26 protein-coding genes and 1 pseudogene are annotated in these 26,628 nt (G+C 70.7%); 17 read left to right on the forward strand and 10 right to left on the reverse strand.

From position 1 onward, the window contains the following. Positions 1-16: 16 nt before the first annotated feature. Positions 17-460 carry a PaaI family thioesterase gene (locus tag ACZ60T_RS01675; RefSeq protein WP_365631832.1) on the forward strand — a complete coding sequence of 148 codons (444 nt, stop codon included), beginning with the start codon at positions 17-19 and terminating at the stop codon, positions 458-460. Positions 461-536: 76 nt separating this feature from the next. Here the strand turns inward: ACZ60T_RS01675 and ACZ60T_RS01680 are convergent, their stop codons facing one another. Beyond that, positions 537-914 carry a PaaI family thioesterase gene (locus ACZ60T_RS01680; RefSeq protein WP_289736938.1) on the reverse strand — a complete coding sequence of 126 codons (378 nt, stop codon included), beginning with the start codon at positions 912-914 and terminating at the stop codon, positions 537-539. Positions 915-1,024: 110 nt separating this feature from the next. On the opposite strand from ACZ60T_RS01680, the gene ACZ60T_RS01685 reads away from it, so the two are divergent. The 3 genes from ACZ60T_RS01685 to ACZ60T_RS01695 all read left to right on the forward strand — a co-directional run bounded on the left by ACZ60T_RS01685 (position 1,025) and on the right by ACZ60T_RS01695 (position 3,632). Beyond that, positions 1,025-1,279 (forward strand): response regulator transcription factor, encoded by a 255-nt coding sequence (locus tag ACZ60T_RS01685; protein WP_469663518.1) that lies wholly within the window; start codon positions 1,025-1,027, stop codon positions 1,277-1,279. A gap of 34 nt (positions 1,280-1,313) precedes the next feature. Further along, entirely contained in the window at positions 1,314-1,946 is a 633-nt protein-coding gene (locus tag ACZ60T_RS01690; RefSeq protein ID WP_469663520.1) for a C39 family peptidase, read from the forward strand. An 81-nt stretch (positions 1,947-2,027) separates the two neighbouring features. Beyond that, positions 2,028-3,632, forward strand: coding sequence for an alpha/beta hydrolase (locus ACZ60T_RS01695; RefSeq protein ID WP_469663522.1), 1,605 nt, complete (start codon positions 2,028-2,030; stop codon positions 3,630-3,632). Here the strand turns inward: ACZ60T_RS01695 and ACZ60T_RS01700 are convergent, their stop codons facing one another. Next, positions 3,633-4,070 (reverse strand): glutaredoxin domain-containing protein, encoded by a 438-nt coding sequence (locus tag ACZ60T_RS01700; protein WP_469663524.1) that lies wholly within the window; start codon positions 4,068-4,070, stop codon positions 3,633-3,635. A gap of 79 nt (positions 4,071-4,149) precedes the next feature. After that, the gene (locus ACZ60T_RS01705) at positions 4,150-4,890 is read right to left on the reverse strand and encodes a 3-oxoacyl-ACP reductase family protein (RefSeq protein WP_469663526.1); all 741 of its coding nucleotides are present in this window, start codon (positions 4,888-4,890) and stop codon (positions 4,150-4,152) included. Positions 4,891-5,076: 186 nt separating this feature from the next. On the opposite strand from ACZ60T_RS01705, the gene ACZ60T_RS01710 reads away from it, so the two are divergent. The 3 genes and pseudogenes from ACZ60T_RS01710 to ACZ60T_RS01720 all read left to right on the forward strand — a co-directional run. Further along, positions 5,077-6,432, forward strand: coding sequence for an alkaline phosphatase (locus ACZ60T_RS01710; RefSeq protein WP_469663528.1), 1,356 nt, complete (start codon positions 5,077-5,079; stop codon positions 6,430-6,432). A 277-nt stretch (positions 6,433-6,709) separates the two neighbouring features. Next, positions 6,710-7,135 carry a nuclear transport factor 2 family protein gene (locus ACZ60T_RS01715; RefSeq protein WP_469663530.1) on the forward strand — a complete coding sequence of 142 codons (426 nt, stop codon included), beginning with the start codon at positions 6,710-6,712 and terminating at the stop codon, positions 7,133-7,135. A 265-nt stretch (positions 7,136-7,400) separates the two neighbouring features. Next, positions 7,401-8,567, forward strand: a pseudogene (locus ACZ60T_RS01720) (glycoside hydrolase family 10-like protein); the annotation flags it as partial. A 315-nt stretch (positions 8,568-8,882) separates the two neighbouring features. Here the strand turns inward: ACZ60T_RS01720 and pdxR are convergent. Further along, positions 8,883-10,289 carry a MocR-like pyridoxine biosynthesis transcription factor PdxR gene (pdxR, locus tag ACZ60T_RS01725; protein ID WP_469663532.1) on the reverse strand — a complete coding sequence of 469 codons (1,407 nt, stop codon included), beginning with the start codon at positions 10,287-10,289 and terminating at the stop codon, positions 8,883-8,885. A 47-nt stretch (positions 10,290-10,336) separates the two neighbouring features. Here pdxR and ACZ60T_RS01730 point away from each other — a divergent pair, with 47 nt between their 5' ends. Beyond that, the gene (locus ACZ60T_RS01730) at positions 10,337-11,539 is read left to right on the forward strand and encodes an MFS transporter (RefSeq protein WP_469663534.1); all 1,203 of its coding nucleotides are present in this window, start codon (positions 10,337-10,339) and stop codon (positions 11,537-11,539) included. A 22-nt stretch (positions 11,540-11,561) separates the two neighbouring features. On the opposite strand, the gene ACZ60T_RS01735 is transcribed toward ACZ60T_RS01730, so the two are convergent. Beyond that, entirely contained in the window at positions 11,562-12,182 is a 621-nt protein-coding gene (locus ACZ60T_RS01735) for a TetR/AcrR family transcriptional regulator (protein WP_469663536.1), read from the reverse strand. 48 nt (positions 12,183-12,230) lie between these two features. On the opposite strand from ACZ60T_RS01735, the gene ACZ60T_RS01740 reads away from it, so the two are divergent. Next, positions 12,231-12,782 carry a GNAT family N-acetyltransferase gene (locus ACZ60T_RS01740; protein ID WP_469663538.1) on the forward strand — a complete coding sequence of 184 codons (552 nt, stop codon included), beginning with the start codon at positions 12,231-12,233 and terminating at the stop codon, positions 12,780-12,782. 81 nt (positions 12,783-12,863) lie between these two features. Here the strand turns inward: ACZ60T_RS01740 and ACZ60T_RS01745 are convergent, their stop codons facing one another. From ACZ60T_RS01745 to ACZ60T_RS01760, 4 genes are all read right to left on the reverse strand, one after another. After that, entirely contained in the window at positions 12,864-13,655 is a 792-nt protein-coding gene (locus ACZ60T_RS01745; RefSeq protein ID WP_469663540.1) for an ABC transporter permease, read from the reverse strand. Then, entirely contained in the window at positions 13,652-14,662 is a 1,011-nt protein-coding gene (locus tag ACZ60T_RS01750; protein ID WP_469663542.1) for an ATP-binding cassette domain-containing protein, read from the reverse strand. The genes ACZ60T_RS01745 and ACZ60T_RS01750 overlap by 4 nt, the downstream gene beginning before the upstream one ends. An 82-nt stretch (positions 14,663-14,744) precedes the next feature. Then, positions 14,745-15,587, reverse strand: a complete 843-nt coding sequence (locus ACZ60T_RS01755; RefSeq protein ID WP_469663544.1) for a DUF4097 family beta strand repeat-containing protein — start codon at positions 15,585-15,587, stop codon at positions 14,745-14,747. A 96-nt stretch (positions 15,588-15,683) separates the two neighbouring features. After that, positions 15,684-16,202, reverse strand: coding sequence for a hypothetical protein (locus tag ACZ60T_RS01760; protein WP_469663546.1), 519 nt, complete (start codon positions 16,200-16,202; stop codon positions 15,684-15,686). Positions 16,203-16,700: 498 nt separating this feature from the next. Between ACZ60T_RS01760 and abc-f the strand changes: the two genes are divergently transcribed. The 3 genes from abc-f to ACZ60T_RS01775 all read left to right on the forward strand — a co-directional run bounded on the left by abc-f (position 16,701) and on the right by ACZ60T_RS01775 (position 19,336). Beyond that, positions 16,701-18,335, forward strand: coding sequence for a ribosomal protection-like ABC-F family protein (gene abc-f / locus ACZ60T_RS01765; RefSeq protein WP_469663548.1), 1,635 nt, complete (start codon positions 16,701-16,703; stop codon positions 18,333-18,335). 141 nt (positions 18,336-18,476) lie between these two features. After that, a complete protein-coding gene (locus tag ACZ60T_RS01770; protein WP_365631880.1) occupies positions 18,477-18,998 on the forward strand; it encodes a DUF6232 family protein in 522 nt (173 codons plus the stop codon). Beyond that, positions 18,995-19,336 (forward strand): hypothetical protein, encoded by a 342-nt coding sequence (locus ACZ60T_RS01775; protein ID WP_469663550.1) that lies wholly within the window; start codon positions 18,995-18,997, stop codon positions 19,334-19,336. The genes ACZ60T_RS01770 and ACZ60T_RS01775 overlap by 4 nt, the downstream gene beginning before the upstream one ends. A gap of 32 nt (positions 19,337-19,368) precedes the next feature. Here the strand turns inward: ACZ60T_RS01775 and ACZ60T_RS01780 are convergent, their stop codons facing one another. Continuing rightward, the gene (locus tag ACZ60T_RS01780; protein WP_469663552.1) at positions 19,369-20,259 is read right to left on the reverse strand and encodes a CPBP family intramembrane glutamic endopeptidase; all 891 of its coding nucleotides are present in this window, start codon (positions 20,257-20,259) and stop codon (positions 19,369-19,371) included. A gap of 111 nt (positions 20,260-20,370) precedes the next feature. Between ACZ60T_RS01780 and ACZ60T_RS01785 the strand changes: the two genes are divergently transcribed. The 5 genes from ACZ60T_RS01785 (at position 20,371) to ACZ60T_RS01805 (ending at position 26,568) form a co-directional block, all read left to right on the forward strand. Continuing rightward, positions 20,371-21,612, forward strand: coding sequence for a sensor histidine kinase (locus tag ACZ60T_RS01785; RefSeq protein WP_469663554.1), 1,242 nt, complete (start codon positions 20,371-20,373; stop codon positions 21,610-21,612). Continuing rightward, positions 21,600-22,250, forward strand: a complete 651-nt coding sequence (locus ACZ60T_RS01790; RefSeq protein WP_365631892.1) for a response regulator transcription factor — start codon at positions 21,600-21,602, stop codon at positions 22,248-22,250. The genes ACZ60T_RS01785 and ACZ60T_RS01790 overlap by 13 nt, the downstream gene beginning before the upstream one ends. 175 nt (positions 22,251-22,425) lie before the next feature. Further along, the gene (locus ACZ60T_RS01795; RefSeq protein ID WP_469663556.1) at positions 22,426-23,094 is read left to right on the forward strand and encodes a hypothetical protein; all 669 of its coding nucleotides are present in this window, start codon (positions 22,426-22,428) and stop codon (positions 23,092-23,094) included. A 26-nt stretch (positions 23,095-23,120) separates the two neighbouring features. Then, positions 23,121-24,245, forward strand: a complete 1,125-nt coding sequence (locus ACZ60T_RS01800) for a barstar family protein (RefSeq protein ID WP_469663558.1) — start codon at positions 23,121-23,123, stop codon at positions 24,243-24,245. Between the two features lie 289 nt (positions 24,246-24,534). Next, entirely contained in the window at positions 24,535-26,568 is a 2,034-nt protein-coding gene (locus ACZ60T_RS01805; protein ID WP_469663560.1) for an ABC transporter ATP-binding protein, read from the forward strand. Positions 26,569-26,628: the final 60 nt, after the last annotated feature.

The following is a 26,628-nucleotide window of genomic DNA, read 5'->3' on the forward strand; positions in this document are numbered from 1 at the left end:
AGAGAAGGAGACAGTCTTGGGTTCCGCGTCGACTCACTTCGAGAAGCTCACCCGCTGCTGTATGAAGTGCAGGATCTCTCAGTTCCTGAACAAGACCATCGAGATCGAGAAGGCGGGGTTGGCCCGGGTCGCCATCCCCTTCAACGGCGATCTGACGCAGAACGCCGACTTCCTGCACGCGGCGATGCTGTTCGAGGTCGCGGACACCGCCGGGTTCATGGCGGCCAACTCGATGGAGGAGACCTACAGCGTCCTCACGGTCGACTACCACATCAACCTGATCCGGCCGGTGCGGCACGAGGGCATCCTGGCCACCAGCGAGGTGGTGACGGCGGGCAGGACCATCTATGTCACGCGCAGCGATGTCTACAGCGACAGCGGCAAGCTGGTGGCGGCGGGCCAGGGTACGTACACGGTGTCCAAGATCCGCCTCACCGACCTCGACGGCTACGAGGACTGAGCACGGTGGCCGACCGGACCTGCCTTCACATCCGGTCGGCCGGCTCCCGAACGCGGGAGCGGACGGGGTCAGATCCTCACTGATCCGGCCGTGATTCAAGGCAGATGAGCGTCTGCTGCCCGGTGGCGATGAGCTTCTTCTCGTCCTCTGTGTGACTGAAGACCTGGAGCTGACACACCGTCAATGTCCGACCGGACTTGAGGACGGTCCCCACCGCCTCGATGTGGTCACCCCCGGCCGGGGCCAGGAGGTTGATCTTGTATTCCACCGTGAGCACCGTGGAGTTCTCGGGGAAGAGCGTGAACGCCGCATAGCCGCCCGCGCTGTCGGCGATGGCACTGGTGGCACCCGCGTGAATGTAACCGTGCTGCTGGGAGACTTCCTTCGCTCGGGGCAGCGTGATGTGCACACGGCCGGGAGCGATATGCGTGATACGGGCGCCCAGATGACGCATGAGTCCTTGCCGGTCGAAACTGGACTGAACACGGTCCAGTACTTCGGGGCTGACCTGGTCCTCTAACGATTGCGGTTCCACGTCTCTCCTCGCATGGTCGTCATCGACGGTTGCGACCTCGTGGCCCGAGACTAATTCCTGCTTTCCCCTCGCCGCCAGCGATCCGCGGGACAGCCGCCCGGCCTCAACACGCGCCAGGAGGCAGGCGGAGCCTCGGGGCCATCGCCGAGGAACTGTTCATCTCACTCGCTACTATCAAGTCCCATGTAGCCGGGCTGCAACGCAAGTTGGCGGTCCGCAACCGGGTGGGGATCGCGGCCTGGGGCTGGAACTCCGGCCTGGCACCCACCGATCAGGCCCGCTGACACCGCCATCCACACCGACCTACAGAACGGGACCATGGAAGCCATCTCAGTCAGTCACGATGTGCCGTACTCCTCGCAATGGGAGTCCGCCGCGCTCGTCCCCGATCTGCTGTCCGGCCGCGTGAAGGCCGAAGACGATCCCCTCTGGCGCCGGTCAGGGGCGGACACCGCCGCGGACTACGCCTTCTGGTCCTGGCGGATCTGTGGCATGGCCTGTCTGCGGATGACCCTGGAGCACTGGGGACTTGAGTCGCCGGGCCTTGTCACGTTGGCCCGGGAGTTCCTGGACGCCGGTGCTTACGTACGCCGCGCCGACGGCGATGGCGTGGAGGGGCTCATCTACGCTCCGTTCGCCGAACGCGTGGCGAAGAGGTGGGACATCGAGGCCGAGGTACACGGGAGGCTGGCGCCGGAGGAGATTCCGAATCTCCTCGGAGACGGCAAGCTGGTCATGCTTTCGGTGCATCCGTCGATCCGCGAGCCGCACACCACGCCGCCGAGCCGTGGTGGACACCTGGTCCTCGCTGTCGGCTGCTCGCCCACTCACCTCCGGATCCACAACCCGTCGGGCCTGCCCGGTGTTTCCCAGCGCTTCGCGGAGGTGCCGTGGGAGGTGCTGCCCCGGTTCTTCGCGGGACGAGGGGTCGCTCTCAGGGCTGTCCCGTAGCCGAGGATCAGGGTCAACCCCACCCGGATTCAGGGGCTTCCCGGAGTGTGTCGACGTGTCCACCGCTCCTAGAGTGAGGACATGTCCACTTCCCGACGAACCAAGGCATTCGTGGCGTGTGTCGCGATTCTCGCGGCCACCGCGACGACCACCGCACACGCCACCACCGCTACCGCCACCGCCACCGCCACCGCCACCGACCGCGACCCGTTAGCCCGCTTCCACGGCCAACATGTCGACTGGCATGCCTGCGCCCTCGGCGCCGAAGACGAAGTCGGCCAAGCGCTGGACGCCGCGGGTGCCGACTGCGCCGACATCACCGTGCCGCTCGACTACGCCGACCCCGGCGGTCGCACCATCACCGTCGCCCTGTCCCGCCTGAAGGCCACCGACACCGCCCACCGGGTGGGGGCGCTGCTGCTCAACAACGGCGGACCGGCCGGTCCCAGCCTCGACATGCCGCTGACCAAGTCGAAGGTGATGGGCCAGGTAGCCCACCGCTACGACCTGATCGGCATGGACCCGCGCTTCGTCGGCCGGAGCACCCCACTGGACTGCGGCTGGGACCTCGGCTCCGCCCTCGTCCGCTCCGCGGGAGCCGACCTGGCGGCGTACCGCGAGGAGGTCGCCGTCGCGCGCGAGTTGGCAGGGCGGTGCAAGCGCACTCAGGGCGACGTGCTGCCGTACGTCACCACGCGCAACACCGCCCGGGACATGGACGTCATCCGCGCCGCCCTCGGCGAGGACGCGCTCTCCTACCTCGGTTACTCGTACGGCAGTTACCTCGGCGAGGTCTACACACAACTCTTCCCCGGCCGCACCGACCGCATGGTGCTCGACAGCGTCAACTCCCCGGACCACTACAGCCAGACCCTGCTGCACGGCGCCGAGGCGGCCAACGAGGCGGCCCTGCGCGCGTGGGCGTCGTGGGCCGCCGCACGCCACAGCACCTACGGACTGGGCGCCACGCGCGCCCAGGTTCTGGCGACGGTGCGGCACATCCTCGACGCCGCCGCGAAGGAACCGCTGCGGCTCGGGAAGACGTACCGGCTGGACGAGCATGTGCTTCCTTCCGTCTTCATCGGCGGCCTCGGCAGCGACCTCGACGAGCGGCGCGCCGACCTGGCCCGGACCGTGAGCCTCTTGGCGCGTGCCGCGGACCGGAAGCCGGTCGAGCCGTCCGAAGAACTCGCCGGGCAACTGGAGTTCTTGCTGACCAAGGTGGGCTCGGCCCCCTCCAGCCAGATGACCGCGATCATCTGTGGCGACGTGGCCGAACGGCGCGGCGTCGGCAGCTACTGGCGCGCGGTCGAGGAGTCCCGGAAGCGGTTCCCCCTCACCGGGCCGCTGGCCAACAACATCACCCCCTGCGAGTTCTGGGACCGGCCCGCCGAGGCACCGACCGTGCTCGACAACGACGCCCCGGCCCTGCTCCTCTCCGCCACCGGCGATCCCCGCACGATCTACGCCGGTGCCAAGGAGCTGCACGACCAGTGGCCGAGTTCCCGGCTCCTCACCGTGAAGGGAGCCCGCCAGCACGGCCTGTACGGCGAGTACGGCAACACCTGCGTCGACCAGCACGTCACCGCCTACCTGCGCACAGGTCGACTTCCCCTGCACGACCTGACCTGCAAGGCACAGCCCGGTATGTCCGGGCCGGAGGGGGGTGCGGGGCGTCGCTCCTGATCACCGGGCGCGGGAGAGGTGTCGGCGTACCCATGCGGCGTCGGGGTTGGTGTGCGGGCGGCCTGCCACGACGACCGTGGGCACCGTCTCGTTGCCGTCGTTGGCCGCTCTCACCGCCGCCGCCCCGGCCGGGTCGCGCCAGATGTCGACCCAGTGCAACTGGTGGGCGCTGCGGCCCAATCGGATGCGCAGGCGCAGACAGTACTTGCAGCCCGGCCGCCAGAAGACGATCGGTCGGCCGTCGGCCGCGCTGCGGCGTTCGGCCTCCAGCGCGCCGATCGATCTCGGGAAGAGCAGAGGCGAGTTCATGCCTGCGAGCAGCACGCATATCAGCAGGGGTGCCACGGCTGCGCCAAGGCTCCCCTGGAGGATCAGCGCGGTCCCGACGGCTGAGCCGATCAGCACGAGCATGAGGGGCAGTATCCAGGCGCGGGTCATGACCGCGTAGGTTACGTGAGGGCTACCGCGCCCTGCGGGCGGCGGCCTGCATCGGCCGCCGCTCGCGGGTGCTCCCGGATCAGGCGGTGAAGCCGCCGTCGACGTGGAGCGAGGCTCCGGTGATGTATCTGCCGTCCGCGCTTGCCAAGTGGGCGATCGTGGCCGCTATCTCGGTCGGCTCCGCGTAGCGGCCCAGCGCGGTGAGGGCAGCGATCGTCTCGGCGTTCGGGCCGTCGGCGGGGTTGGCATCCGTGTCGGTGGGGCCTGGGTGCACCAGATTGACCGTGATGCCGCGCGGCCCGAGCTCTCGGGCCAGGCCCCTGGTCATCCCGGCGAGAGCCGTCTTGCTCATCGAGTACAGCGCCAGCCCCGGGAAGGGCGCGCGGTCGGCGACATTGCTGCCGATACTGATGATGCGACCGCCCTGACCCATGTGTCGTGCCGCCGCCTGGGATGCCACCAACGGGGCCCGGACGTTCACCGCCAGGGTGCGGTCGATGTCCGACGGGCTCAGGTCTTCCAGGGGGCTGACGAGGAACACACCCGCGTTGTTGACCAGGATGTCCAGTCGGCCGAAGGTGGCCGCGGCCTCGTCGACCGCCGCGGTCAGCGCCTCGGGTACCGCGCTGTCAGCCTGGACGGCCAGTCCCCGGCGCCCCCGGGCCTTGATCTGTTCCACCACGTCGGCGGCCCGCTCCGCGCTGTTCTCGTAGGTGATGACGATGTCGGCGCCCTCCTCCGCCAGTCGGAGGGCCACGGCCGCGCCGATCCCCCTGCTGCCACCCGTGACCATGGCTACGTTTCCTTCGCATCGCTTCATGGCACCGAGCATCACAGCCACCACCGCCGGGCGCTGGCGCGTATCGGACCTGGCGTTCGGCCTGGCGTGTCATGTCCTGGATACGCCGACTCAACCAGTCATTTACCTCTGCTTTGCGAGCCCATGGTGATGTGGCTTCCGTTGGTCCCCCGCATTCGTCGTCGGACGCTTCAAGGAGTCACTTCCATGCCCAGATCCACCCGCCGTCACCTCATGATCGCCACCGCGCTGGTCGCCACCACGGCCGCCGTGGCGGTCACCACCACCGCCGGTGCCTCCGACAGCAAGGACCACGCGAAGGCCGCGATCCAGAACGGGAAGGCGAAGAACGTCATCCTGCTCATCGGCGACGGTATGGGCGACTCGGAGATCACCCTCGCCCGTGACTACACGGTCGGCGCGAGCGGCCGCCTGAACATGGACAAGTTCCCGCTGACCGGCGCCTACACCACGTACGCCGTCCACGCCGACGGTTCGCCGGACTACGTCACCGACTCCGCCGCCAGCGGCACCGGTTGGGCCACGGGCGTCAAGACGGTCAACGGCCGTATCTCCAAGACCCCCGGCACCGACAAGGCCGTTCCCACCATTCTGGAGCTCGCCCAGAAGAACGGCTACGCCACCGGCAGCGTCACCACCGCCGAGCTCACCGACGCCACCCCGGCGGTCCTCGCCTCCCACGTCACGGACCGCTCCTGCCAGGGCCCGGCCGACATGGCCAACTGCCCCACCGACACCATCGCGGCGGGCGGTCCCGGCTCGATCGCCGAGCAGTCCGTCAACCACAAGGTCGACGTCCTCTTCGGCGGCGGCAAGCAGCGCTTCGACCAGAAGATCACCGCCGGTCGCTACAAGGGCCAGACCGTCACCGAGCAGGCCCGGCAGCTCGGTTACGAGGTCGTCACCGACGACAAGGGCATGAAGAAGGTGAAGACGGGACAGCGGGTGCTCGGCCTGTTCGCCTCGGGCAACGTGCCCACCGAGTGGACCGGCAAGGGCGCCGCGGTCGGCGGCACCGCCCCGCAGCGGTGTGTGACCTCCAACCCCGACCGCCCCTCGACGACGCCGACCCTGGCCGACTCCGCCACCAAGGCGATCCAGCTCCTCGAGGCCAAGCAGAAGCACTCCAAGCAGGGCTTCTTCCTGCAGATCGAGGGTGCCTCGATCGACAAGCAGGACCACGCCGCCGACCCCTGCGGCCAGATCGGCGAGACCGCCGCCTTCGACCGCGCGGTCAAGGTCGCCCGTGACTACGCGGCCAAGCACCCCGACACCCTCGTCGTCACCACCGCCGACCACGGCCACACCAGCCAGATCGTCCCGCTGGAAGCCACCCCGCCCGGCCTGTCCTCCACGCTCGTCACCAACGAGGGCCAGCAGCTCAAGGTGAACTACTCCACCAACACCCCGGGCCAGTCCCAGGAGCACACCGGCACCCAGGTCCGTATCGCCGCGCAGGGCCCGCAGGCCTTCCGCGTCCTCGGTGTCACCAACCAGACCGACCTGTTCACCACGGTCCGCGAGGCGCTGCGCCTGCGCTGAGCACGCTGCGCACCATAGGTGGGGGAGACCGGCTGCCGGTCTCCCCCATCGGCACACGCTCACCCGGATTGCCGGCCGGTTTCGGCCGCCCAGACCGACCGACGGCGAGATGCGATTTCCTCCTCGTGCAGTGCGAGTCCGGCGTATCGTGTCGGCACAACGCCGCCTCGCCTTACGGCGGTTGACGCCGCGCTCGGCCGCATGTCGCGCCTTGCACCCGGCCCCCATACCTATGGTCCAGTGAGGCAACGGCAGTTGAGCGGATGGAGTAACCCCTGTGTCGCATCTTGACGTACCCACTGTTCGCACCCCGCGTGAGGTGCTGGCCTGCTACTACCAGGCCATGCTCGACAAGTCCGCGGACGATCTCGCCGATCTGTACTCCGTCGACGCCGTGCACGAGTTCCCGTTCGCCTCTCCCGGCTTCCCTCCGCGCTACGAAGGACGCGAGGCCGTACGGGCGGGATACCGGGCGGCCTGGGGTGCCAGCCCCGTCCAGGTGGAGGCCGTCAAGAAGATCGCGGCCTACGGGACCGACGACCCGGAAGTGATCATCGCCGAGCATGTCGTGGTGGGAACGCTGCCGACGACGAACAGCACCTTCACCGTCCCCGGTCTCCTGATACTCCACGTCCGCGACGGACAACTCACGCGAGTCCGCGACTACATGGACGGCCTGGGAATCGCCAACGCCCGAGGGTGAGGGCGGCGTCGGTCGTCCGACGGCACGGCACGGCCGCCCTCGGCTGATCGCCGGTGCCGGGCGCAGGCCGTTCGGTAACACTTCCGTCCCCGCGCGTTGACTGGGCACGGCGTACTGGGAACCGTGAGTCGATCAAGCTGCTCCCGTCGTCCTCCGAGGAGTCCGCGTGACCGACACCCCGCACCACAGTTCCGCCGTACGTCGCCCCACGCGCCGCGTCCTGCTGCGGGCCGCAGGGCTGACGGCCGGTCTGGCCGCCACGGGTATGTCCCTGCCCGCCGCCGCCGCGGCCGCCTCCGCCGAGCCCGCGTACCGCGACCGCGAGCTGCGCGGTGAGTGGATCGCCACCGTCGCCAACATCGACTGGCCCTCACGGACCGGGCTGAGCCCGGCCGTGCAGCAGGCGGAGTTCATCGCACGGCTCGACCACGCCCGCTCACTCGGGCTCAACGCGGTCTTCGCCCAAGTCCGTCCGGCCGCCGACGCGTTCTGGCCCTCCCGCTACGAGCCCTGGTCGCAGTACCTGACCGGCACCCAGGGCCAGGACCCCGGCTACGACCCCCTGGGCTTCATGGTCGACGCCGCGCACGAGCGCGGACTGGCCCTGCACGCGTGATTCAACCCGTACCACATCTCGCTCCAATCCGACCTCACCCGGCTCACGCCCGACCACCCGGCGCGACTGCATCCGCAGTGGGTCGTCTCCTACGGCGGCCAGCTCTACTACAACCCCGGCGTCCCCGCCGCCCGCGCCTTCGTCGAGAGCGCCATCATGGACGCGGTGGAACGCTACGAGATCGACGGCGTCCACTTCGACGACTACTTCTACCCCTACCCGGTCAGCGGCCAGGACTTCCCCGACGACGACGCGTTCGCCGCGTACGGCTCCGGCTTCACCGACCGGGCCGCCTGGCGCCGCCACAACGTGGACCTGCTGGTGCGGGAGATGGGCGCACGGGTACGCGCGGTCCGGCCCCGAGCGGCGTTCGGTATCAGCCCGTTCGGCATCTGGCGCAACGCCGCGAGCGACCCCCGCGGCTCGGCTACCGACGGCACTCAGTCCTACGACGCGCTCAACGCCGACACCCTGGGCTGGGTACGCAACGGCTGGCTCGACTACATCGCCCCGCAGCTCTACTGGAACATCGGCCTCCAGGTGGCCGACTACGCCGTCCTCGCGCCGTGGTGGGCGCAGGCGGTCCGCGGCACCGACGTGCAGTTGTGGATCGGCCAGGCCGTGTACAAGGCCGGTGACCCCGGCCAACCGGCCCCCTGGCAGGACCCCGCCGAACTCTCCCAGCATCTGACCCTGGACAAGGGGCTGCCGGAGATCGACGGCGAGATCCTGTTCAGCGCCGTGGACGTCGGTGCCGACCGGATCGGCGCGGTCGAGCGGCTGAGAGCCGACCACTGGCAGCGGCCCGCGCTGCCACCCCTCCTGCCCAGGCTCGCCCACGGGCCCGCTCCTCTGCCCCCGCTCGCGTCGGCGACCAGAACGGCCGACGGCGGGACACGGATCGAGGTCCGCTCGCGCGGCAACCATGTCCCCGCGCTGTACGCACTGCGCGAGCACACGGCCGACGGCGAGGGTCTGGTAGCGGTACTCCCGGGCGCCCGTCACACCGAGTGGACCGCTCCGGTGGCCCCCAACGGGGCGACGTACAGCGTCACTTCGGTGGACCGGGCGGGGCGCGAGAGTTCACCCGTCACCGTCCGGCCGCCCCGGCACTGACACCCGCCAGGGAGGTCAGTCGGCCAGCAGGTCACCCACGGCGGCGATACCCTTCGCCACCGCCCGCTCGCTCACGTTGCCGAAGCCGAGGACGAGCCGGGCCCCATCGATGCCCGGTGACGAGCGGTTGGCCGCCATGCCGTACAGGCCGACCCGTCGGGCGCGGGCCGCCGCCAGGACCTGCTCCTCGGTGCGGCCCGCGCCGAGGTGGGCCACGGCATGGAAGCCCGCGGCGAGCCCGGTGAGTTGTACGCCGGGGGCGTGCGCCGCGAGCGCTTCGACCAGGGTGGCGCGCCGGTCCGCGTACACCGTCCGCATCCGCCGCAGATGGCGGTCGTAGCGCCCGGACGCGATCAGCCGGGCGAGCGCGACCTGGTCGAGCGTAGGTGAGCCGCGGTCGTCCGCCCCCTTGAACGCCACGACGGACGCGACCAAGGCGGGCGGGCACAGCAGCCAGCCCAACCGCAGCGCGGGCGCGAGGGACTTGCTCACCGTGCCGACGGCCACGACGCGGTCGGCGGCGAGGCCTTGCAGCGAGCCGACCGGCTCACGGTCGTAGCGGAACTCGGCGTCGTAGTCGTCCTCGATGACGAAGGCGTCACGGCGCTGTGCCCAGGCGATCAGCGCGCGCCGCCGCTCGGCGGCCATGACGACTCCGGTGGGCCACTGGTGCGCGGGTGTGACGAGGACCGCCCGCGCGCCGGTCGCCTCCAGGGCCCGGACGTCGATGCCGTCCTCGTCGACGGGCACCGGTACGGCGGTCATCCCGGCGTGCGCGGCGGCCAGGGACGTGGCGCCGGGTGAGCCGGGGTCCTCGTAGGCGAGGGTGCGGATGCCGTGGGCGGCCAGCGCGCGCAGGACCAGGCCGAGGCCCTGGCCGTAGCCGGAGCAGACGACGGTCCGTTCGGGGTCGGCCGCGGCGGCCCGTACCCGCCGCTGGTATCCGGCGACGACCTCGCGCAGTACGGGCGCCCCCTGCGGCTCGCCGTAGTCGAGCGCCTCGGTCGGCAGCGCGCGGGCGGCCTCGCGCATCGCCCACAGCCAGTCGGCGAGCGGGAAGGAGCCGAGGTCGGGGACGCCGGAGCGGAAGTCGGCGATGAGCCGGGGCGCGGGCGGAGGTTCGGGGGCCGGTGCCGTCGGTCGCGGGCAGGCGCGGGCCGCGACGGTGGTGGCCGCGCCGACCCGGGTGGCGAGGTAGCCCTCGGCGCGCAGTTGGGCGTAACAGTCCTGGACCAGCCCGCGCGAGACGCCCATGCGGCGGGCCAGTTCGCGGGAGGACGGCAGCCGTTCGCCGACCTCGAGACGCCCGGCCCTGATGGCGTCCCTGAGTTGGCGTTCGAGCTGCGCGCGCAGCCCTTCCCCGCTCCCCCGGTCCAGGGTGAGCAACAGTTCCGGTGACAGACCGGACCACTCGAGCGGCATGGAAATGGAGCTTATCGAGGGGCCGGACGGCCTCTACCGTCGGATACATGACCACGCCATCCAGCCGTCCGTCCGACGACATGACCGAGGGCCCTTCGGACGCGCATCCCCCGGACACACATCCCGCGCCTGCCCGACCCCCGTTGGTGACACGGCCGTTGCTGCTGCGCTTCCTGACGGTGATCGGCGCCTCCGCGGGCTTCTTCCTGCTGCTGTCGGTGGTGCCGCTGTACGCCCAACGCAGCGGCGGGAACGCCGGTTTGGCCACCGGGGCGTTGATGTTCGCCACGGTGGTCGGCGAGTTGGCGACCCCGCGTCTGGTCGCGCGGTACGGCTACCGGGTGGCGCTGGCCGTGGGGCTGGTGCTGCTGGGCGCGCCCGCGCTCATACTGACCGCCGGGCACGGCATGGTGTGGATCACGGTGGTGTGTCTGCTGCGCGGGCTGGGCTTCGCGCTCACCGTCGTCGCCGGAGGCGCGCTGACGGCCTCGCTGATCCCGCCCGAGCGGCGCGGCGAGGGGCTGGCGCTGGTGGGGATCGTGTCGGGTGTGCCGTCCCTGGTGGCCCTGCCGTCGGGGGTGTGGCTGGCCCGTCATGTGGGGTTCACCCCGGTGTGCGTGGCCGGTGGGGTGGCGGCCCTGGCCGTGGTCGTGGTGGTGCCGGGGCTGCCCGGTCGGGAACGGTCCGCGGGCCGGGACGCCGGTCTCATCGCGGGTCTGCGCACCGGGGCGCTGGCCCGGCCCGCCCTGGTGTTCGCGACGACCGCGCTGGGCGCGGGGATCATCGTGACATTCCTGCCGGTCGCCGTCCCCGCGTCGCTGTCCGGGCTGGTGGCGGTCGCGCTCTTCGCCCAGCCCGCGATGGCGACCGTGGCCCGCTGGTACGCCGGGCGGTTCGGTGACCGCCACGGTCCGGGCCGTCTGGTGTTGCCCGGCCTGCTCGCGTCGTCCGCCGGGCTGCTGGTGACGGCGATGACGAGCAGCCCGGTGGCGGTGCTGGCCGGGGTCGCCCTGTTCGGGGTCGGCTTCGGGGTGACGCAGAACGCGACGCTCACGCTGATGTACGCGCGGGTGCGGGAGTCCGGGTACGGGACGGTCAGCGCGCTGTGGAACATCGCCTACGACGGCGGCATGGGCCTCGGCGCGCTCGGCTTCGGCGCGGCGGCGGCCCGTACCGGGTACCCGGCCGCGTTCGCTCTCACGGCCGCCGTGATGCTCGTGGCCGTGGCCCCGGCGTGGCGTGATCGCTGAGCAGGGCGAGGCGCCGCCCTCGTCAAGTCAGCGCTGTACGGCCGTCGTTGGGCGACGGTGGCGGGACCAGCCCCGCCAGGTAGTCGTCAAGCAGCTCCGCCTGACGGTCGGGTGGGAAGGCCTCGGGGGCGAACAGGGCCTGTACGACGAGGCCGAGGACGAAGGACTGGGCACCGGCGGCGACACGGGCCGGGTCCCCGGCGGGCAGTTCGCCCGACTCCTGGGCCGCAGCGACCAGATCGCGCAGCTTGTCGCGGCTTCGGGCGTACTTGCGAGCGTAGTCGTCGCTCAACTCCGGGTCGGCGAGCGCGGTGTCCCAGGAGGACACCCAGATCCGGTTGCTGACCGTGGCCTCGCCGGTCAGCGGCAGGATGTCCAGCAGCGCGGCCCGCACGGCGGACATGCCGGTGCCCGCGGTGCGCCGGGGGCGGGAGCCGCTGCGTGTGTCGAGCAGGTCGAGGGCGCAGGTGACCAGGTCGCGCTTGGTGGGGAAGTAGTGGGTGAGCAGGCCGGTGGTCGCGCCGAGCTCCGTGGCGACGGCGCGCATGGTCAGTCCGCCGAAGCCGTGCGCGGCCAGGACCCGCCAGACCGCCTCGGAGACGTCGCGGCGGCGGGCGTCGTGGTCCCCTTTGGTACGTGGCATGCTGCTACCGTACATAACCATAACGGTTGTTGTGTGAATGAGGTCATCATGTTCTCCCTCCCCCTGCGGGACGGCGCCTGTCTGCGTCCGCTCGAGATCTGGCATGCCGAGGAGTTCGCCGCCCATATGGACCGGGCTCGCGAGCACATCCGGCCGTGGGTGGGGGCGGCGTTCGTCACCGACGATCTCGACGGTGCGCGGGTCACGTTGCGCCGGTACGCCGAGCGGCAGGCCGCGGACGGCGCCCGCCTCTACGGCATCTGGCTCGACGGTGTGCTGGTCGGCGGTGTGATGTTCGTGACGTTCGACGCCGCCTGGGGCTCGTGCGAGATCGGCTGCTGGCTGGAGCCGGCCGCCGAGGGCCGGGGCCTGATCACGCAGGCGTGCGACACCTTGCTGGAGTGGGCGTTCACCTCCCGGGGTGTGCACCGCGCCGAGTGGCACTGCCGGGCCGACAACCGGCGCAGCGCCGCCGTGGCCCAGCGGCTCGGCATGACACGTGAGGGTGTGCAGCGCGAGTCCTGGCCTTACGACAGCGTGCGTCATGACACCGAGATCTGGGCGGTCCTGGCCCCCGAGTGGCACGCCGACGGCCGCTGACCGCACCCCTGCCTCGGGGTGCGGCCCACACGGTGCCGACCGGTCCGTACCGATCCGGTCCTTCGGGTGCTGCTTCGGGTGCTACTTCGGGTCGCGCTTGAAGGTCGACATGGACCAGAAGTAGCCGAGCACGGCCAGCCCCAGGCACCACAGGACGGCCAGCCACCCGTTGTGGCCGATCTCGGTGCCGAGCAGCAGCCCGCGCAGGGTCTCGATGGCCGGGGTGAACGGCTGGTACTCGGCGATCGGCTGGAACCAGCCGGGCATCGCGTCGATCGGCACGAAGGTGCTGGAGATGAGCGGCAGGAAGATCAGCGGCATCGCGTTGTTGCCGGCCGCCTCGGCGTTCGGGCTGATCAGGCCCATCCCGACCGCGATCCAGGTGAGCGCCAGGGCGAACAGCGCGAGCAGTCCGAACGCCGCGATCCACTCGAGGAACGTGGCGTCCGTGGAGCGGAAGCCGATGGCCACGCCGACGGCGCCGACGAGCACCACGCTGATGAGCGCCTGGAGCACGCTCCCGACGACGTGTCCGATGAGCACCGACCCGCGGTGGATCGCCAGCGTGCGGAAGCGGGCGATGATGCCCTCGGTCATGTCGTTGGAGACGGACACCGCGGTGCCGATCGTGGTACTGCCGATGGTCATCAGCAGGATGCCCGGGACGAGATACGCGATGTACTCGGAGCGGTCGGCGCCCCCGCCACCGATGCCCGCGCTCATCACGTCGCCGAAGATGTAGACGAACAGCAGCAACAGGACGATCGGCGTCAGCAGCAGGTTCAGGGTCATGGACGGGTAGCGCCGCGCGTGCAGCAGGTTGCGTCGCAGCATCGTGGACGAGTCGCGCACGGCGAGGGAGAGGGAACTCATCGGACGTCCTCCTGGGTGCGGCCGGGCAGGCTCGGCACGGTGCCGCTGGTCACGGCGGTGCTGCTGGTCACGGCGAAGAACACGTCGTCGAGGTCGGGCGTGTGCACGGTCAGTTCGTCCGCCTCGACACCGGCGGCGTCCAACCAGTCGAGGAGGGAGCGCAGTTCGCGCTGACTGCCGTCGCTGGGGATCCGCAGCGTCAACGCCTCGTCGTTCCGGGTGACTTCGCGCAGCGCTGTGGCGGCGCCCCGGTACGCGGCCGGATCGGAGAAGCGGAGCCGGACGTGTCCGCCGGGGATCAGCCGCTTCAACTCCTCGGCCGTGCCCTCGGCGGCGATCCTGCCGTTGTTCAACACAGCGATACGGTCGGCGAGTTCGTCCGCTTCCTCTAGGTACTGAGTGGTGAGGAAGACGGTGACACCGCCCGTGACCAGCTCGCGGATGATCTGCCACATGGTGTGGCGGCTGCGCGGGTCGAGGCCGGTCGTCGGCTCGTCGAGGAAGATGATCCGCGGGTCACCGACGAGGGTCATGGCGATGTCGAGGCGGCGCCTCATGCCGCCGGAGTAGCTCTGGGCGGGCTTCCTGGCGGCGTCGGTGAGGTCGAACCGCTCCAGCAGTTCGGTGGTGACGCGGCGTCCCTCGCGCTTCGGCAAGTGGTGCAGGTCCGCCATGAGGCGCATGTTCTCCTCGCCGGTGATCAGCCCGTCGACGGCGGAGAACTGCCCGGTGACACCGATCGCGGCGCGCACCGCGTCCGGCGCGGCGGCGATGTCATGGCCCGCGACCTGGGCCCGTCCGCCGTCGGCGCTGATGAGCGTGGACAGGATCTGCACGGTGGTGGTCTTGCCCGCGCCGTTCGGCCCGAGCAGCGCGAAGACGGAACCGGCCGGGATCCGCAGATCGATGCCGTCGAGAACGGTCTTGTCGCCGTACGACTTGCGCAGGCCGATGGTGGAGATGGCGGCGGGTAACGGTGAACCGTCGCTTCGCCTGGATGTGGGCATGACAGATGAAGGCATGGAGTCCTCCGGCTCGAAGGATGAGGTGATCGGGGTGAGGTGGTGAGTGCGCGCGCGGGGCCGGTACTCAGGCCGTGGCGCGGCGGATGTCGATGTTGCCGTACCGGGTGCGGGCACGGACCGTGACGGTGTCCTCGGTGTCCTCCGGGGCCGTGGACGACGCGAGGATATTGCGCACCTGGCCGAAGCCGGACTCGACATCGAGCCAGGCGGCGGCGCCGTCGCGGACACCGATCTCGATGGCACCGTGGGAGGTCTCCAACTGGACGGTGCCACGGGCCACTTCACCCACGCGCAGGGTGCCGTGCGCGGTGGTGGCGGTGACCGAGCCCTCGGCGCGCCGGATCTCGATGTCGCCGTTGGAGCCGCTGACCCGCAGCTCGCCGGTCGCGGCGCCGACGGTGGTGGTGCCGTGGGAGTTCTTCAGGACGGCGGGGCCGTCGACCAGGCCGACACGCAGGCTGCCGGAGCTGGTGGTGATCTCGGCGAGGCCCTCGACGCGGTCGACGGTGATCGAGCCGTGGGCGGCGGTCAGTTGGAGCGGGCCGGTCGTGTCGAAGCGGACGTCGCCGGACGAGGTCTTCACGCGAACCTCGCCAAGCTGTCCCTCACCGAGGACTTGGGCCCAGGCGCCGGTCATGTCGATGCGCGAGCCCGTGGGCAGATCGACGGTCACGTCGACGGTGCCGGTGCGGCCGAACAGGTTGGACTTGGGTGTCCTGATGGTCAGAACACCGCCGGTGTACGTGACTTCGGTCTGGTCGGCCGCCCGCACGTCCTGGTCCCGCTTCGGGTCGCGGGGCCGCACCTGGACGAGGGTGTCGAGGCGGTCGCCCGCGGTGAACTGGATGGAACCGGCCTCCACGCGTGCGGTGACCGCGATCGGCTCAGGGGTGTCGAAAGAAGGCATGGCTGTCCCGTCCTCTTGGGTCTTCGTGACGTCCCCGCTGGTGGGACGTGGTGTGGGTGTGAGGTGGTACGGAGTGTGACGTGGTTGCGGGCGCGGTCAGCGCACCCAGCCGGTGAAGCTCTGCCCGACGGTGCGGGTCCTCTCCGTCGTACGGGGCCGCGCGCCGCCCTCGACGGCCGCCGAAACGGCCCGCACCAGCCAGGCGTTGACCGACAGGCCCTCGCGGCTCGCGGCCTCTTCGGCGCGCGCCTTGAGGTGCGCCGGCAGGCGCAGATTGACGCGGGCGGTGCCACCCTCGTCACCGTCGGCGGGCAGCGGGGCCTTGAGCGGTTCGAGAGGCGCGGCGGCCGCTTCAGAGGGACCCCGGTCGGCGGGCGGCGGCGTGACCACGAAGTCGGGGTCCAGTCCGCGCAGTCGTACGTCGACCGAGCCGGGGGCCAGCTCGCGGGTGATCTCGTCCATCGCGGCGGAGAGCACGTTGAGCATCGTCAGCCGGGTCGCCGACTCCAAGGGAGCGGTGAGCCGTTCGGCCAGTTCGCGGGCTTCGTCACCGCCTGCTTCGGCGGCCACCGCGAGTTCACGGCGAAGGGAGTCGACATACGGGGTGAGGTCCATGACGCAATAGTGGCACCACTATGGCGCCATCCGCAACCCCCAATGGCACCCAGCGGAAGGGAAGTTGATGAACACCGCTCTGAACTGGGCATACACCGAGAGGCGAGAGACGTCAGCGTGGCACCAACCCACGTCCCCACGGCCTCAGGAGCCCAAAAGCATCGGGCGGAACCGGTGGCACCCGATGGCGCCACGTGGCACCACCCGGCACCACGCGATGCCACGCGGCGCCACCCAGCGTCAGACGCCCCTTCGATGGCGCATCCCCCGCCCCCCCCAAGTCCCCTGCTGTTACGCTGGCACGGTCACTGATCTCTCGTCGAGGAGCCCAGACATGGTGGTGGACGACGACATCTCCGGGTGATACCCGGACCCGACAGGCCACCGGCCGGTGCGTGGACGCGCCGCCGTGTGGTCTCGCTGTCGTCCCCCCGTTCCCTTGTCTGCTGCCAGGGCGGAAGTGCGCTTCCCGCCCGCTCTCCCCATGAGGTCATCTCCATGTCCGACGCGTCCGTCGTCTGCTCGAACCTGTCCTTCGCCTGGCCCGACGACACTCCCGTCTTCGAGAACCTGTCCTTCACCCTCGGCTCCGGCCGCACCGGCCTCGTCGCGCCCAACGGCAGCGGCAAGAGCACTCTGCTCAAGCTCATCGCCGGTGAACTGCGGCCCCGTAGCGGGTCGGTGGCCGTCACCGGCACCCTCGGCCACCTCCCGCAGAGCCTCCCGCTGACCGAAGCTCTCACGGTCGCCGAGGTGTTGGGCGTCGCCCCGATCGTCCAGGCCATCGACGCCGTGGAGTCCGGTGACGTCGACGAGCGGCACTTCACCACCATCGGCGACGACTGGGACATCGAGGAACGCACCCGCGCCCAGCTCGACCGCCTCGGTCTGACCGACCTCACCCTGGACCGCGGCCTGGACACCCTCAGCGGCGGCCAGATCATCTCCCTCGGCCTCGCCGCCCAGTTGCTGAAGCGGCCCGACGTCCTGCTGCTCGACGAGCCCACCAACAACCTCGACCTCGACGCCCGGCACAGGCTCTACGACGTACTGGAGGACTTCACCGGCTGCCTGCTCCTGGTCAGCCACGATCGCGCCCTGCTCGACCGCATGCAGCGCATCGCCGAACTCGACCGAGGTGAACTCCGCTTCCACGGAGGCAACTTCACCGACTACGAGGAGGCCGTACGGGCCGAACAGGAGGTCGCCGAGAAGAACGTCCGCAACGCCGAACAGGAACTGAAGCGTGAGAAGCGGGAGATGCAGCAGGCTCGCGAGCGCGCCGAACGTCGGCAGAGCAACGCCGCCCGCAATCTGAAGAGCGCCGGTCTGCCCCGTATCGTCGCCGGTGCCATGAAGCGAGGCGCACAGGAGTCCGCGGGGCGGGCGGGCCAGATGCACGCCGGGCGGGTCGGCGAGGCCAAGGCCCGGCTGGACGAGGCCGAGCGCGCCCTGCGCGAGGAGCAGCGCATCACCGTGGATCTGCCGGGCACCCGTGTGCCCGCCGGTCGCACGCTGTTCCTCGGTGAGCGGCTCCGGGCCCGGTTCGGCGAGAAGGAGGTGTTCGCGGGCGAGGGTGTCGAGCTGAGCATCCGCGGTCCGGAGCGCATCGCGCTGACCGGTCCCAACGGCGCGGGCAAGAGCACGCTGTTGCGTGTGCTCAACGGTGATCTGGCCCCAGCGAGCGGTGAGATCAAGCGGGCCGAGGGGCGTATCGCGTATCTCTCGCAACGTCTGGACCTGTTGGACCTGGACCGTACGGTCGCGGAGAACTTCGCCGACCGCGCCCCGCGGCGGCCGGAGGCCGAGCGGATGACCCTGCTCGCCCGCTTCCTCTTCCGCGGCGCCCGCGCCCATCTCCCGGTCCGGGTACTCTCCGGCGGCGAACGGCTGCGGGCCACGCTGGCCTGCGTCCTGTGCGCGGAACCGGCACCGCACCTGCTGCTCCTGGACGAGCCGACGAACAACCTCGACCTGGTCAGCACGGGCCAGTTGGAGAGTGCGCTGCACTCTTACCAGGGAGCCTTCGTGGTGGTCAGCCACGACGAACGGTTCCTGCGCGAGATCGGGGTGAACCGTCGGCTGCGACTGGCCGACGGTGAGCTGACGGAGACCGGGGTTCCCGGGCTGTGAGCCGCTGACGCCGACCCGGACCGGACAGATTCGGTTCCCGCCGCCTCCCCCCTTCCAAAGGAAGAGGCACCGATGCTTAATGGTCCCACGCGGCCATGGAGTCGTATGGCGTACGGGGGACTTGTGGAGACGAGAGGAACCTTGGGCCCGCCGCCGATGCAGCCGGTCCCGTCGGCCGACGGCAAGACTGTCGAACTGCGGGTCGGCAAGCACCTGCTCTGGCTGGGCGAGGCCGCCTATCCGCTACACAACATCGCGCGGGTCTATACCGCCGAGTTCAAGCCCAAGCGCTGGGAGGCGTTCTGGTACTTCGTGCTCGGGGGCGGTGCCGGGCTCGCGGTGGCGAGGGCGGCGCCGGAGCTGCGGTTCGTGGGCGTCCTCGCGGCGGTCGCGCTCTTCGCGCGGTTCGTGAAGGTGCTGACGTCGCCGAGCAAGTTCGCGCTGGTCGTCGACACGTCCGGAACGGCGAGCGCGCTGGTGACGCTGCCGGACCACCATGAGCTGCGCAGGCTCGTCGGCGCCATCGTGGAGGCGGTCGAGAACCCGGACAAGACCGTCCATATGCGGGTGGAGACCGTTCGGTTCAACCGCAGGGAGTACCACTATGGCGACCAGGTCAACATGTACGGCGGCGTGGGCAATGTGGGGGTGTTGAAGAAGTGAGCGGCGAGATCGTCAACATGTACGGCGGGACCAACAACACGGGCATCATGAACCAGTACTCCGGCGCGGCTCACCCGGCGCAACCAGCGCCCCCGGCTCTCCTCGAAGCCATCGAGGAACTGTCCGGCCTCCTGCGGGAGTTACGGGACCAGGTGGCGCCCGCGACCGCGCGGGTGATCGACGACTCCTTGCCCGCGCTCTCCTCCCAGGCGAGCCCCCCGCAGGAGCGGCACCGCGCCCTGATCGCGGTGGCCACCATCGCCGCGACCGCAGGGGCGCTGGGCCAGCCGGTCCTCGAAGCCGTCAACAGGGTCGCGGAGTTGCTGACGCACCTCTAGCTTCGAGGGCGGCGGCGCGGGGCAGACGGGACTTACGCGCTTGACCGCTGCTGCGCCGCCGGGTGTTGGTGCCCGGTGCGTCGACGGTAGGCCAGCCAGATGCCCAGCACGGCGAGGGTGGTCGCCGGCCAGGTCGAGATGCTCAGCGGCCCGGCGAGCAGCGGGTCGACGAGGTGGTCCGGGCCCGAGACATCGTGGGTCAGCGGCAGCGCGAACTCGTTGAGTGACAGGTGCGCCGCAACGGCCGCCCACACCGACCCGGTGAACAGCCGGACGGCGGCGATCACCGTACCGAGCAGCATGGCGGTGACTATGGCGACGGGTATGCCCAGCAGTACGGAATGGCCGGGGTAGCTTCCGCCGAGTGCGGTCATCGGAACGTGCCACGCCCCCCAGATCGCGCCGCCGATCAGCAGGCCGCGGAACTTGCCATGGCGTATCAGCCGGGGCAACAGGTAGCCCTGCCAGCCGAGTTCCTCGCCGAAGTAGAGCGGTACGGACACCAGCGCGCTCAGCACGAGCGGCGTGATCGTGGCGGGCCCTGGCAGGTGCGCGGGGGTGTACCAGCCGACGAGCGTGGCCAGGGTCAGGCCGACGGTGGTGAGGGCGAGCGGGATCGTGATCGCCGTCGCGGCGGAGTGAACTTCGCGCCGCCATGGTGTGGTTCTGGCAAGTCCGAGGACACGCACGGCCTCGCGCGGCCCGTGGCGGCGCGCGGTGAGGGCGAAGGCGGTCAGCGCGGGCACCAGCATCATGAGGATCATGCACAGCGCCGCGAGCGGCGGCGTCCCCTGCGCGGCGCTCGTCCGGCGGAGGCCGCCGAGCCAGAGCGGGATCATCGTGATCCACGCTCCGACGAAGCTGATCGCCAGGAAGGGGGCGAGACCGGGGCGCGAGTCCTCCGGGGTGTTCGTTCGTCTCATGGCGGTGACGCTACGAACGGCATGGCGACCGGGGCGATCGTGCGCGCTCACCGACTCATGGTGTAGCGGGCACCACTGCGCCGGGGAGCCGAGGGAGGAAGACTGGCCGCTGTGAACACGTTATCGATGGCACGGGTGAGCGCGGTGCGTTCGGCCCGTGCCGCCGGGTACTGCGCGGTCGCGTTCGTCCGCGGACTGTCCCTGATCGTGCTGGTGCCCGTGCTGATGTACTCGGCCGTGCTCTGCCTCGTCGGTGTGGGTCTGCTCGTACTGCCGCTCGAACTCCGGCTGTTGCGAAGGCTGGCCGACATCGAGCGCGAGCGGCTGGGACGGTGGACGGCTTCCGCGGCGCCGGCCGGACCGCATGCGCGAAGGCGCCTGATGACGATGCTGTCGGACCCGGCGACCGGCCGCGACCTGCGCTGGGCGCCCTGCATGATGGTCACCGGCACCGTGCTCGGGCTCATCGGCGCGGCGCTGTTCCTGTTCCCGGTGGCCGTACTCGTACTCATCGGCCTGTGGTGGCTGTTCCCCGCGGACGAACCGATCAGGCTGATCCTGGGCATCCCGGTCGACGGCTGGGGATCCGCGGTCTACGCCGGACTGCCTCAGTTCTTGCTGAGCGTGCTGCTCGCCCTGTTCGGACCGCCCGTGCTCGCCAGGCTGGAGGCGTCCGTGAGCCGGTGGCTGCTCGCCCCCTCGGCTGCCGCGATCCTCGCCGAGCGCGTGTCGACCCTGGACCGGACGCGTACCGGGGCGATCAACGCGCACGGTGACGAACTGCGCCGCATCGAGCGGGACCTGCACGACGGAACGCAGGCGCGGCTGGTGTCCCTTGCCATGCAACTCGGGCTCGCCGAGCGGACCTTGGGATCGGACCCGGCGGCGGTGGGCCCGCTCCTGACCCGGGCACGTGAGGGCGCCGAGGAGGCGATGGCCGAGTTGCGCGACGTGCTGCGCTCCGTCTACCCGCCGATCCTCGCCGACCGGGGCCTGGCCGGCGCGGTCTCGGCGGTCGTCGCCCGCTGCCCGATACCCGCCACCGTGGAACTCGGTGAACTCGGCGACGTACCGGCGCAGGTCGAGGTCGCTGTGTACTTCGCCGTCACCGAGGCGCTCACCAACGTGGCCAAGCACGGCCGCGCCGGTTCCGTGTCGGTCACCCTGACCAGGACCGCGGGCGTGGTCCGTGCGGAGATCACCGACGACGGCCGAGGCGGGGCAGCCGAAGGTCAGGGCACCGGACTGCGCGGTATACGGCAGCGCGTCGAGGCGGTCGACGGCGTGCTGCGGGTGCAGAGCCCGCCCGGCGGGCCCACAGTGATCACCGTGGAGTGCCCGTGCGCATCCTGATAGCCGAGGACAACGCACTGCTCGCGCAGGGGCTCTCCGCGATGCTGGAGGCGCTGGGGAACGAGGTGGTCGCCACGACCGAGGACGCCGAGTCCTTCGTGACGGCCGCGTGCTCCCACCGGCCGGACGTGGCCGTGGTGGACGTACGCCTCCCCCCGTCCTTCACCGACGAAGGCATCAGGGCCGCACTGCGCGCCAGGGAACGCGTCCCCGGCCTTCCGATCCTCGTGCTCTCCCAGTACGTCGAGGACACCTATGCCCGAGAGTTGCTCGCCGACGGCACCGGGGTCGGCTACCTGCTCAAGGACCGGGTCGCCCGCGTCGACGACTTCCTCGACGCGCTGCACCGGGTAGCGGCGGGCGGTACGGTGCTGGACCCCGAGGTGGTCCGGCAGTTGCTCGTGACGCGCGGCAACCCTCTGGCGCGGCTCACCGAGCGGGAACGCGAAGTACTCGCGATGATGGCCCAGGGATACGGGAACTCCGAGATCGCCGACCGCCTCGTGGTCACCGAGCGGGCCGTGCACAAGCACATCGGGAACATCTTCGTGAAGCTCGACCTCCCTCCCGAGGACAGCGGCCACCGACGGGTCCTCGCGGTCCTCACCTACCTCGGCGCCCCGCAGCGCGAATCCTGACGCCCGAGCCAGGGCGCACAGCGCAAGGAGGTTCAGCGCCTGGACCCATCCTGTAACAGCGGTGGCCCGCCAGGCTGGTCGGCGTTTCCCACCGAGGCCAGGGAGGGCACCCTCACCCGTAGACGTCACCGGCCTGGAAGCGCTCCAACGGGGAGAGACACGGGGTCGAAAGGTCATGAGAGCTTGGCACATGCGCATGTGGCGGTGGCTGCGGGCGCTGATCCTCGCGGCGGCCGTCGTCGGACTCATCGGATGTTCGCGGTGGGTGGCCGAAGCGTACGACGGTGCCATGACCTTCCGGCACGCGTCCGTCTGCCGGAACGGACCGGCGGCCGACTGCGTCGCGCGGGCGACAGGAACGGTCACCGGCAAGGAGGCCGGTCAGAACTGCACCACGGACTCCGACGGCGTGCGGAGCTGCACCCCGTACTACCGTCTGCGCCTGCGCTACGGGGAGCGCACGGCGTGGCGCGGCGTCGGCAAGGACACGTACGACGAGGCGCGCCGTGGCGACCCCGCGGAGCTGCGGATATGGCACGGCGCGGTGGTGCGGATGACGGTGCGCGGGCACACCGCGACGTACGAGGCTCCGGCCGACGACTCCGTGCGACGGCGGCTGTCCGTCCTGTGGCTGCTCCTGGGCGTGGCGGTGTGGGTCGCGGTCAGCGGACGACCGGCGGGTCTGGTCACCTTGCCGACCTTCGGCTGGCTCTGGCTGACCGTGCCGTTCTCCGAGTTGATCCACGGCGCGCTGCTCGGTGCGAGCCCGTCGAAGTGGGTCATGGAAGGGCTGATGGCCCTCGTCGGCGTCGTCTGCCTGTTCCTGCGGCCGAACGCCCGGTGAAGGCCCGGTGAAGGCCCGAGGGTGGCATGATTCCCGTCGTGCAGGAGGGGAAGGCCCGCGATGAGTACGGGCGGTACACGCTGACGGACACCGGGAACGGACATGTCTGGGGCGTGGCCGCCGCGGTGGACGGGCTCTTCGGAGAGCCCCGGCGCGGGACGTACGAACTGATCGACTGGGTACCGGAAGGCGCCGCGGTACGGGGCTGGGTCGGCAGCCGGGTGTGGCTGGTACCGGACGAGGCGGCACGCACTTCTGCGGTGGACGACGAGGCGTACGGGCCCTGGCTGGTGGAGGACGTCGAGAGCCTGGCGCGGCCCTCCGGGGCGACCAGCCTCGTACTCACCGGTCTGGACGACTACTTGGGCCCTCCCGAGGGGCACCGCGGTCCCGTCCGCGTGCACGACGAGCACCGCTGGCTGGGCTCCTGCCGGGAGTTCACTCGCGTTCTGCCGCCGGAGCGGGCGTCGCCCCCGCTCGTCCTGCGCGGGCTCGCCCCGAGCGATCGGCTGCGGGCGGCGCTGGCGCAGGGGACCCGGCGGGCGCTGAACCTGGAGGAGGTCGCCCTGGGGATACGGGACGACCGGGGCGAGCGGCTCACCGATCGGGTGTGGTCCACCCAGGTCCGCGCCTGGCAGCCCTCGTCCCACGGAACGGATCTGATCGATCTGGAACTCTGCGGAGAGCGCTTCGCGCCTGTGCCCGTACACGCCCGGTCCGTCTGGGAGCGGTGGATCGCCGGGCCGCCGGGCACTTCGGGCGCCTGGACGGGCCTTGACACCCGACGCCGCGAGGCCTGGCTCGAACTCGTCCGCGAGAGGTCCTGCCGACGGCTTCGTCACGACCGGCCGGCCGGTCACACCTACGTACTCGACGGCAGCCATATCACCGACGAACCAGGCCTCTACCTGGCGCTCGGTGAGGCGGTCAACGGGCCGGGCGGCTACTTCGGCGGCTGCCTCGACGCCCTCGACGACTGCCTGCGCGGCGCCTTCGGCTACACCGCCCCCGCCACCCTGCGGTGGCAGAACTCCTCGACGGCGCGCGAACACCTGTCCCGGACGCTGGCCTACGACGGCGAGCCCTGGGACCTGTTCGCCCAGGTACTCGCCGTCCTGACCAAGGGCGGAACACGCGTGATCCTCGCGTGAGTCGAGGAGTTGGGCACGTGCGCCCGCTCGCCGTACGGCGCCTCCTTGCCAGCAGGTGACGGACCGCTCTACGCGGGCGTAGGCGCCGATGTCCGCGTGGAGCGACGTCGGGTTTCGGCCAACTCCGTGACACCGGAGCACTCTTGCGGCACAAGGGCCGGTGCGGTGCGCACCCGTCGCGATCCGCTCAGTACCGGGGTTCCCGGAGCGACCGAAATACATGTGTTCGAAATTCGCGCCGCGTCGTTGAGCCCGGAGACAGAACCGCGAGCGCCAAGGGGAACCGACGTTGACATCGGCCGGAGAACGCCGTCAGGCGCGTAGGAGCACGCGAGCCAAGGCGGTCGAGAACGGGATCTCGAATGCGGAGCGCGAGCTGTACGGGGGCAGGCTCCGCTACGACCAGTCGTTCGTACGCCATGAAGGGCCGCTGGCACGGCTGTCGTTCGGGCACATGGCAGCCGCGCTTCCGCGCATGGTGACCATGGTGCTGCGCACCGGATGGCAGACGGACCCCCGGGCGCTGACCGGGGTCGTGGTGTCCCAGCTCGGGCAGGGGGTGACGGCCGCCTGGGGGCTGGTCGCGGTCAACAGTGTCCTCACGAAGCTGTTCGCGAACGGCCCGACCGCCGACAAGCTCCATGAGGCGCTGCCCTCGCTGCTGGTCCTGGCGGTCACCGCGGTGGCGACGGCGCTGCTGTCGGCGTGGTCGACGGCGATGTCGGGCCGGTTGGAGCCACAGGTGGAGCGGGCGGTGTCGGCGCGGTACTACACGGCCGTCACCGGGGTCGAGGTGGAGGCGACCGAGCGCCCGGAGGTCCAACGCGTCCTGGAGGCGGGCAGGTTCGGTACCGACTCCGCCCGCAACATGCTGCGGCTGTCGGTGGGCGTGGGCAGCGTGCTCATCGGCATGGCGGCAGCCGCGGTCGTCCTCGCCTCGCTGCACTGGACCCTGCTGCCGATGCTGCTGGCGATCGCGCTGCCCAAGGGATGGGGCGCCGTCCGCTCCGCGCGCCGCGACTACATCTCACGGCTGCACTGGGTCGACCACCGACGGGCGATCGCCTCACTCCTGGCCTATCTGACCCGTCCGCACGCGGCGGGCGAGATCCGCGTGCACGCGGCCGGAACCAAACTCCTGGGCAGCTACGAGGAGATGTCGCGGCAGACCGAGGCCGAACAGCGGCGACTGGCGCGTGCGCAGGCCTCCACGGACCTCGTGGCCGGTGGGTTCGCCGGGCTGGCGTCGCTCGCGTGCTACGGGCTCCTGTGGTGGCTGCTGGCGAGCGGTGGGCTGCCGCTCGCCGTGGGCGGGACCGCGGTCATCGCCATCCGCACCTCGACCTCGCGCCTGACCTCCCTCATCCAGCAGGTCAACAGGCTCTACGAGGAACTGCTGTTCCTCACCGACACCGAGTCGGCCATCGACGTGGCCACCGAGCACGCCATCCCGTCCACCGGCACTCCCCTGCCCGCTGCCGTGGACCAAGTACGCGTCACCGACGTGTCGTTCACCTACCCGGGGGCCGACTCCCCCGCCCTGAAAGGGGTGAGCCTGTCGGTCCGCAGAGGCGAGGTGACCGCCCTGGTGGGGGCGAACGGCTCCGGCAAGACCACCTTGACCAAGGTGCTCGCCGGACTGCTGCTGCCCACCGAGGGACAGGTGTGGTGGGAGGACGAGCAGGGCGGACGGGTCGGACTGCGGGAGGCGGACCGGACCCAGGTCTTCGGCCAAGTGGGCTTGCTCGCACAGGACTTCCCGCGCTGGGAGATGACCGCCGCCGCCAACGTGGCCATCGGCGCGGGCGACCGCGTCCGGGACATGGACCGGGTCAAGGAGGCCGCCGGGGCCGCGAACGTCCGCTCGCTCATCGAGAACCTCCCGCACGGCTGGGACTCGATCGTCTTCAAGGGCTACGAGCGCGGGGTGCAGCTCTCCGGCGGACAGTGGCAGAAGCTGGGCACCGCGCGCAGCCTGTACCGGGGCGCGCCGTTCCTGCTCGTCGACGAGCCGACGTCCGCGCTCGATCCGCACGCGGAGATCGCGGCGTTCGAGGGGCTGTGGTCCCTGGCCGAGCAGGGGCACGCGGTCGTCCTCGTCACCCACCGGCTCGCCGCGACCGCCAAGGCGGACCGTATCTACGTACTCGATCAGGGGAGCGTGGCCGAAGAGGGCACGCATGACGAGCTGATGACACGTCAAGACGGTCTCTATCACGGCATGTTCGTCGCTCAGGCGGCCCAGTACGGGCTGACGACCTCGCCGGGCGTGTCGGTGCCCGGGGCCCGTCGCCCGTCCTCACCCGTCGAGGACGCCTCGTGAGACGACGGTCGTGGCCGCCTCCCCCTAGGGTTCACCTGTGCCTCAAGTCCCTTTCCAGCG

Source organism: Streptomyces sp. NPDC104371 (genome assembly GCF_055583785.1).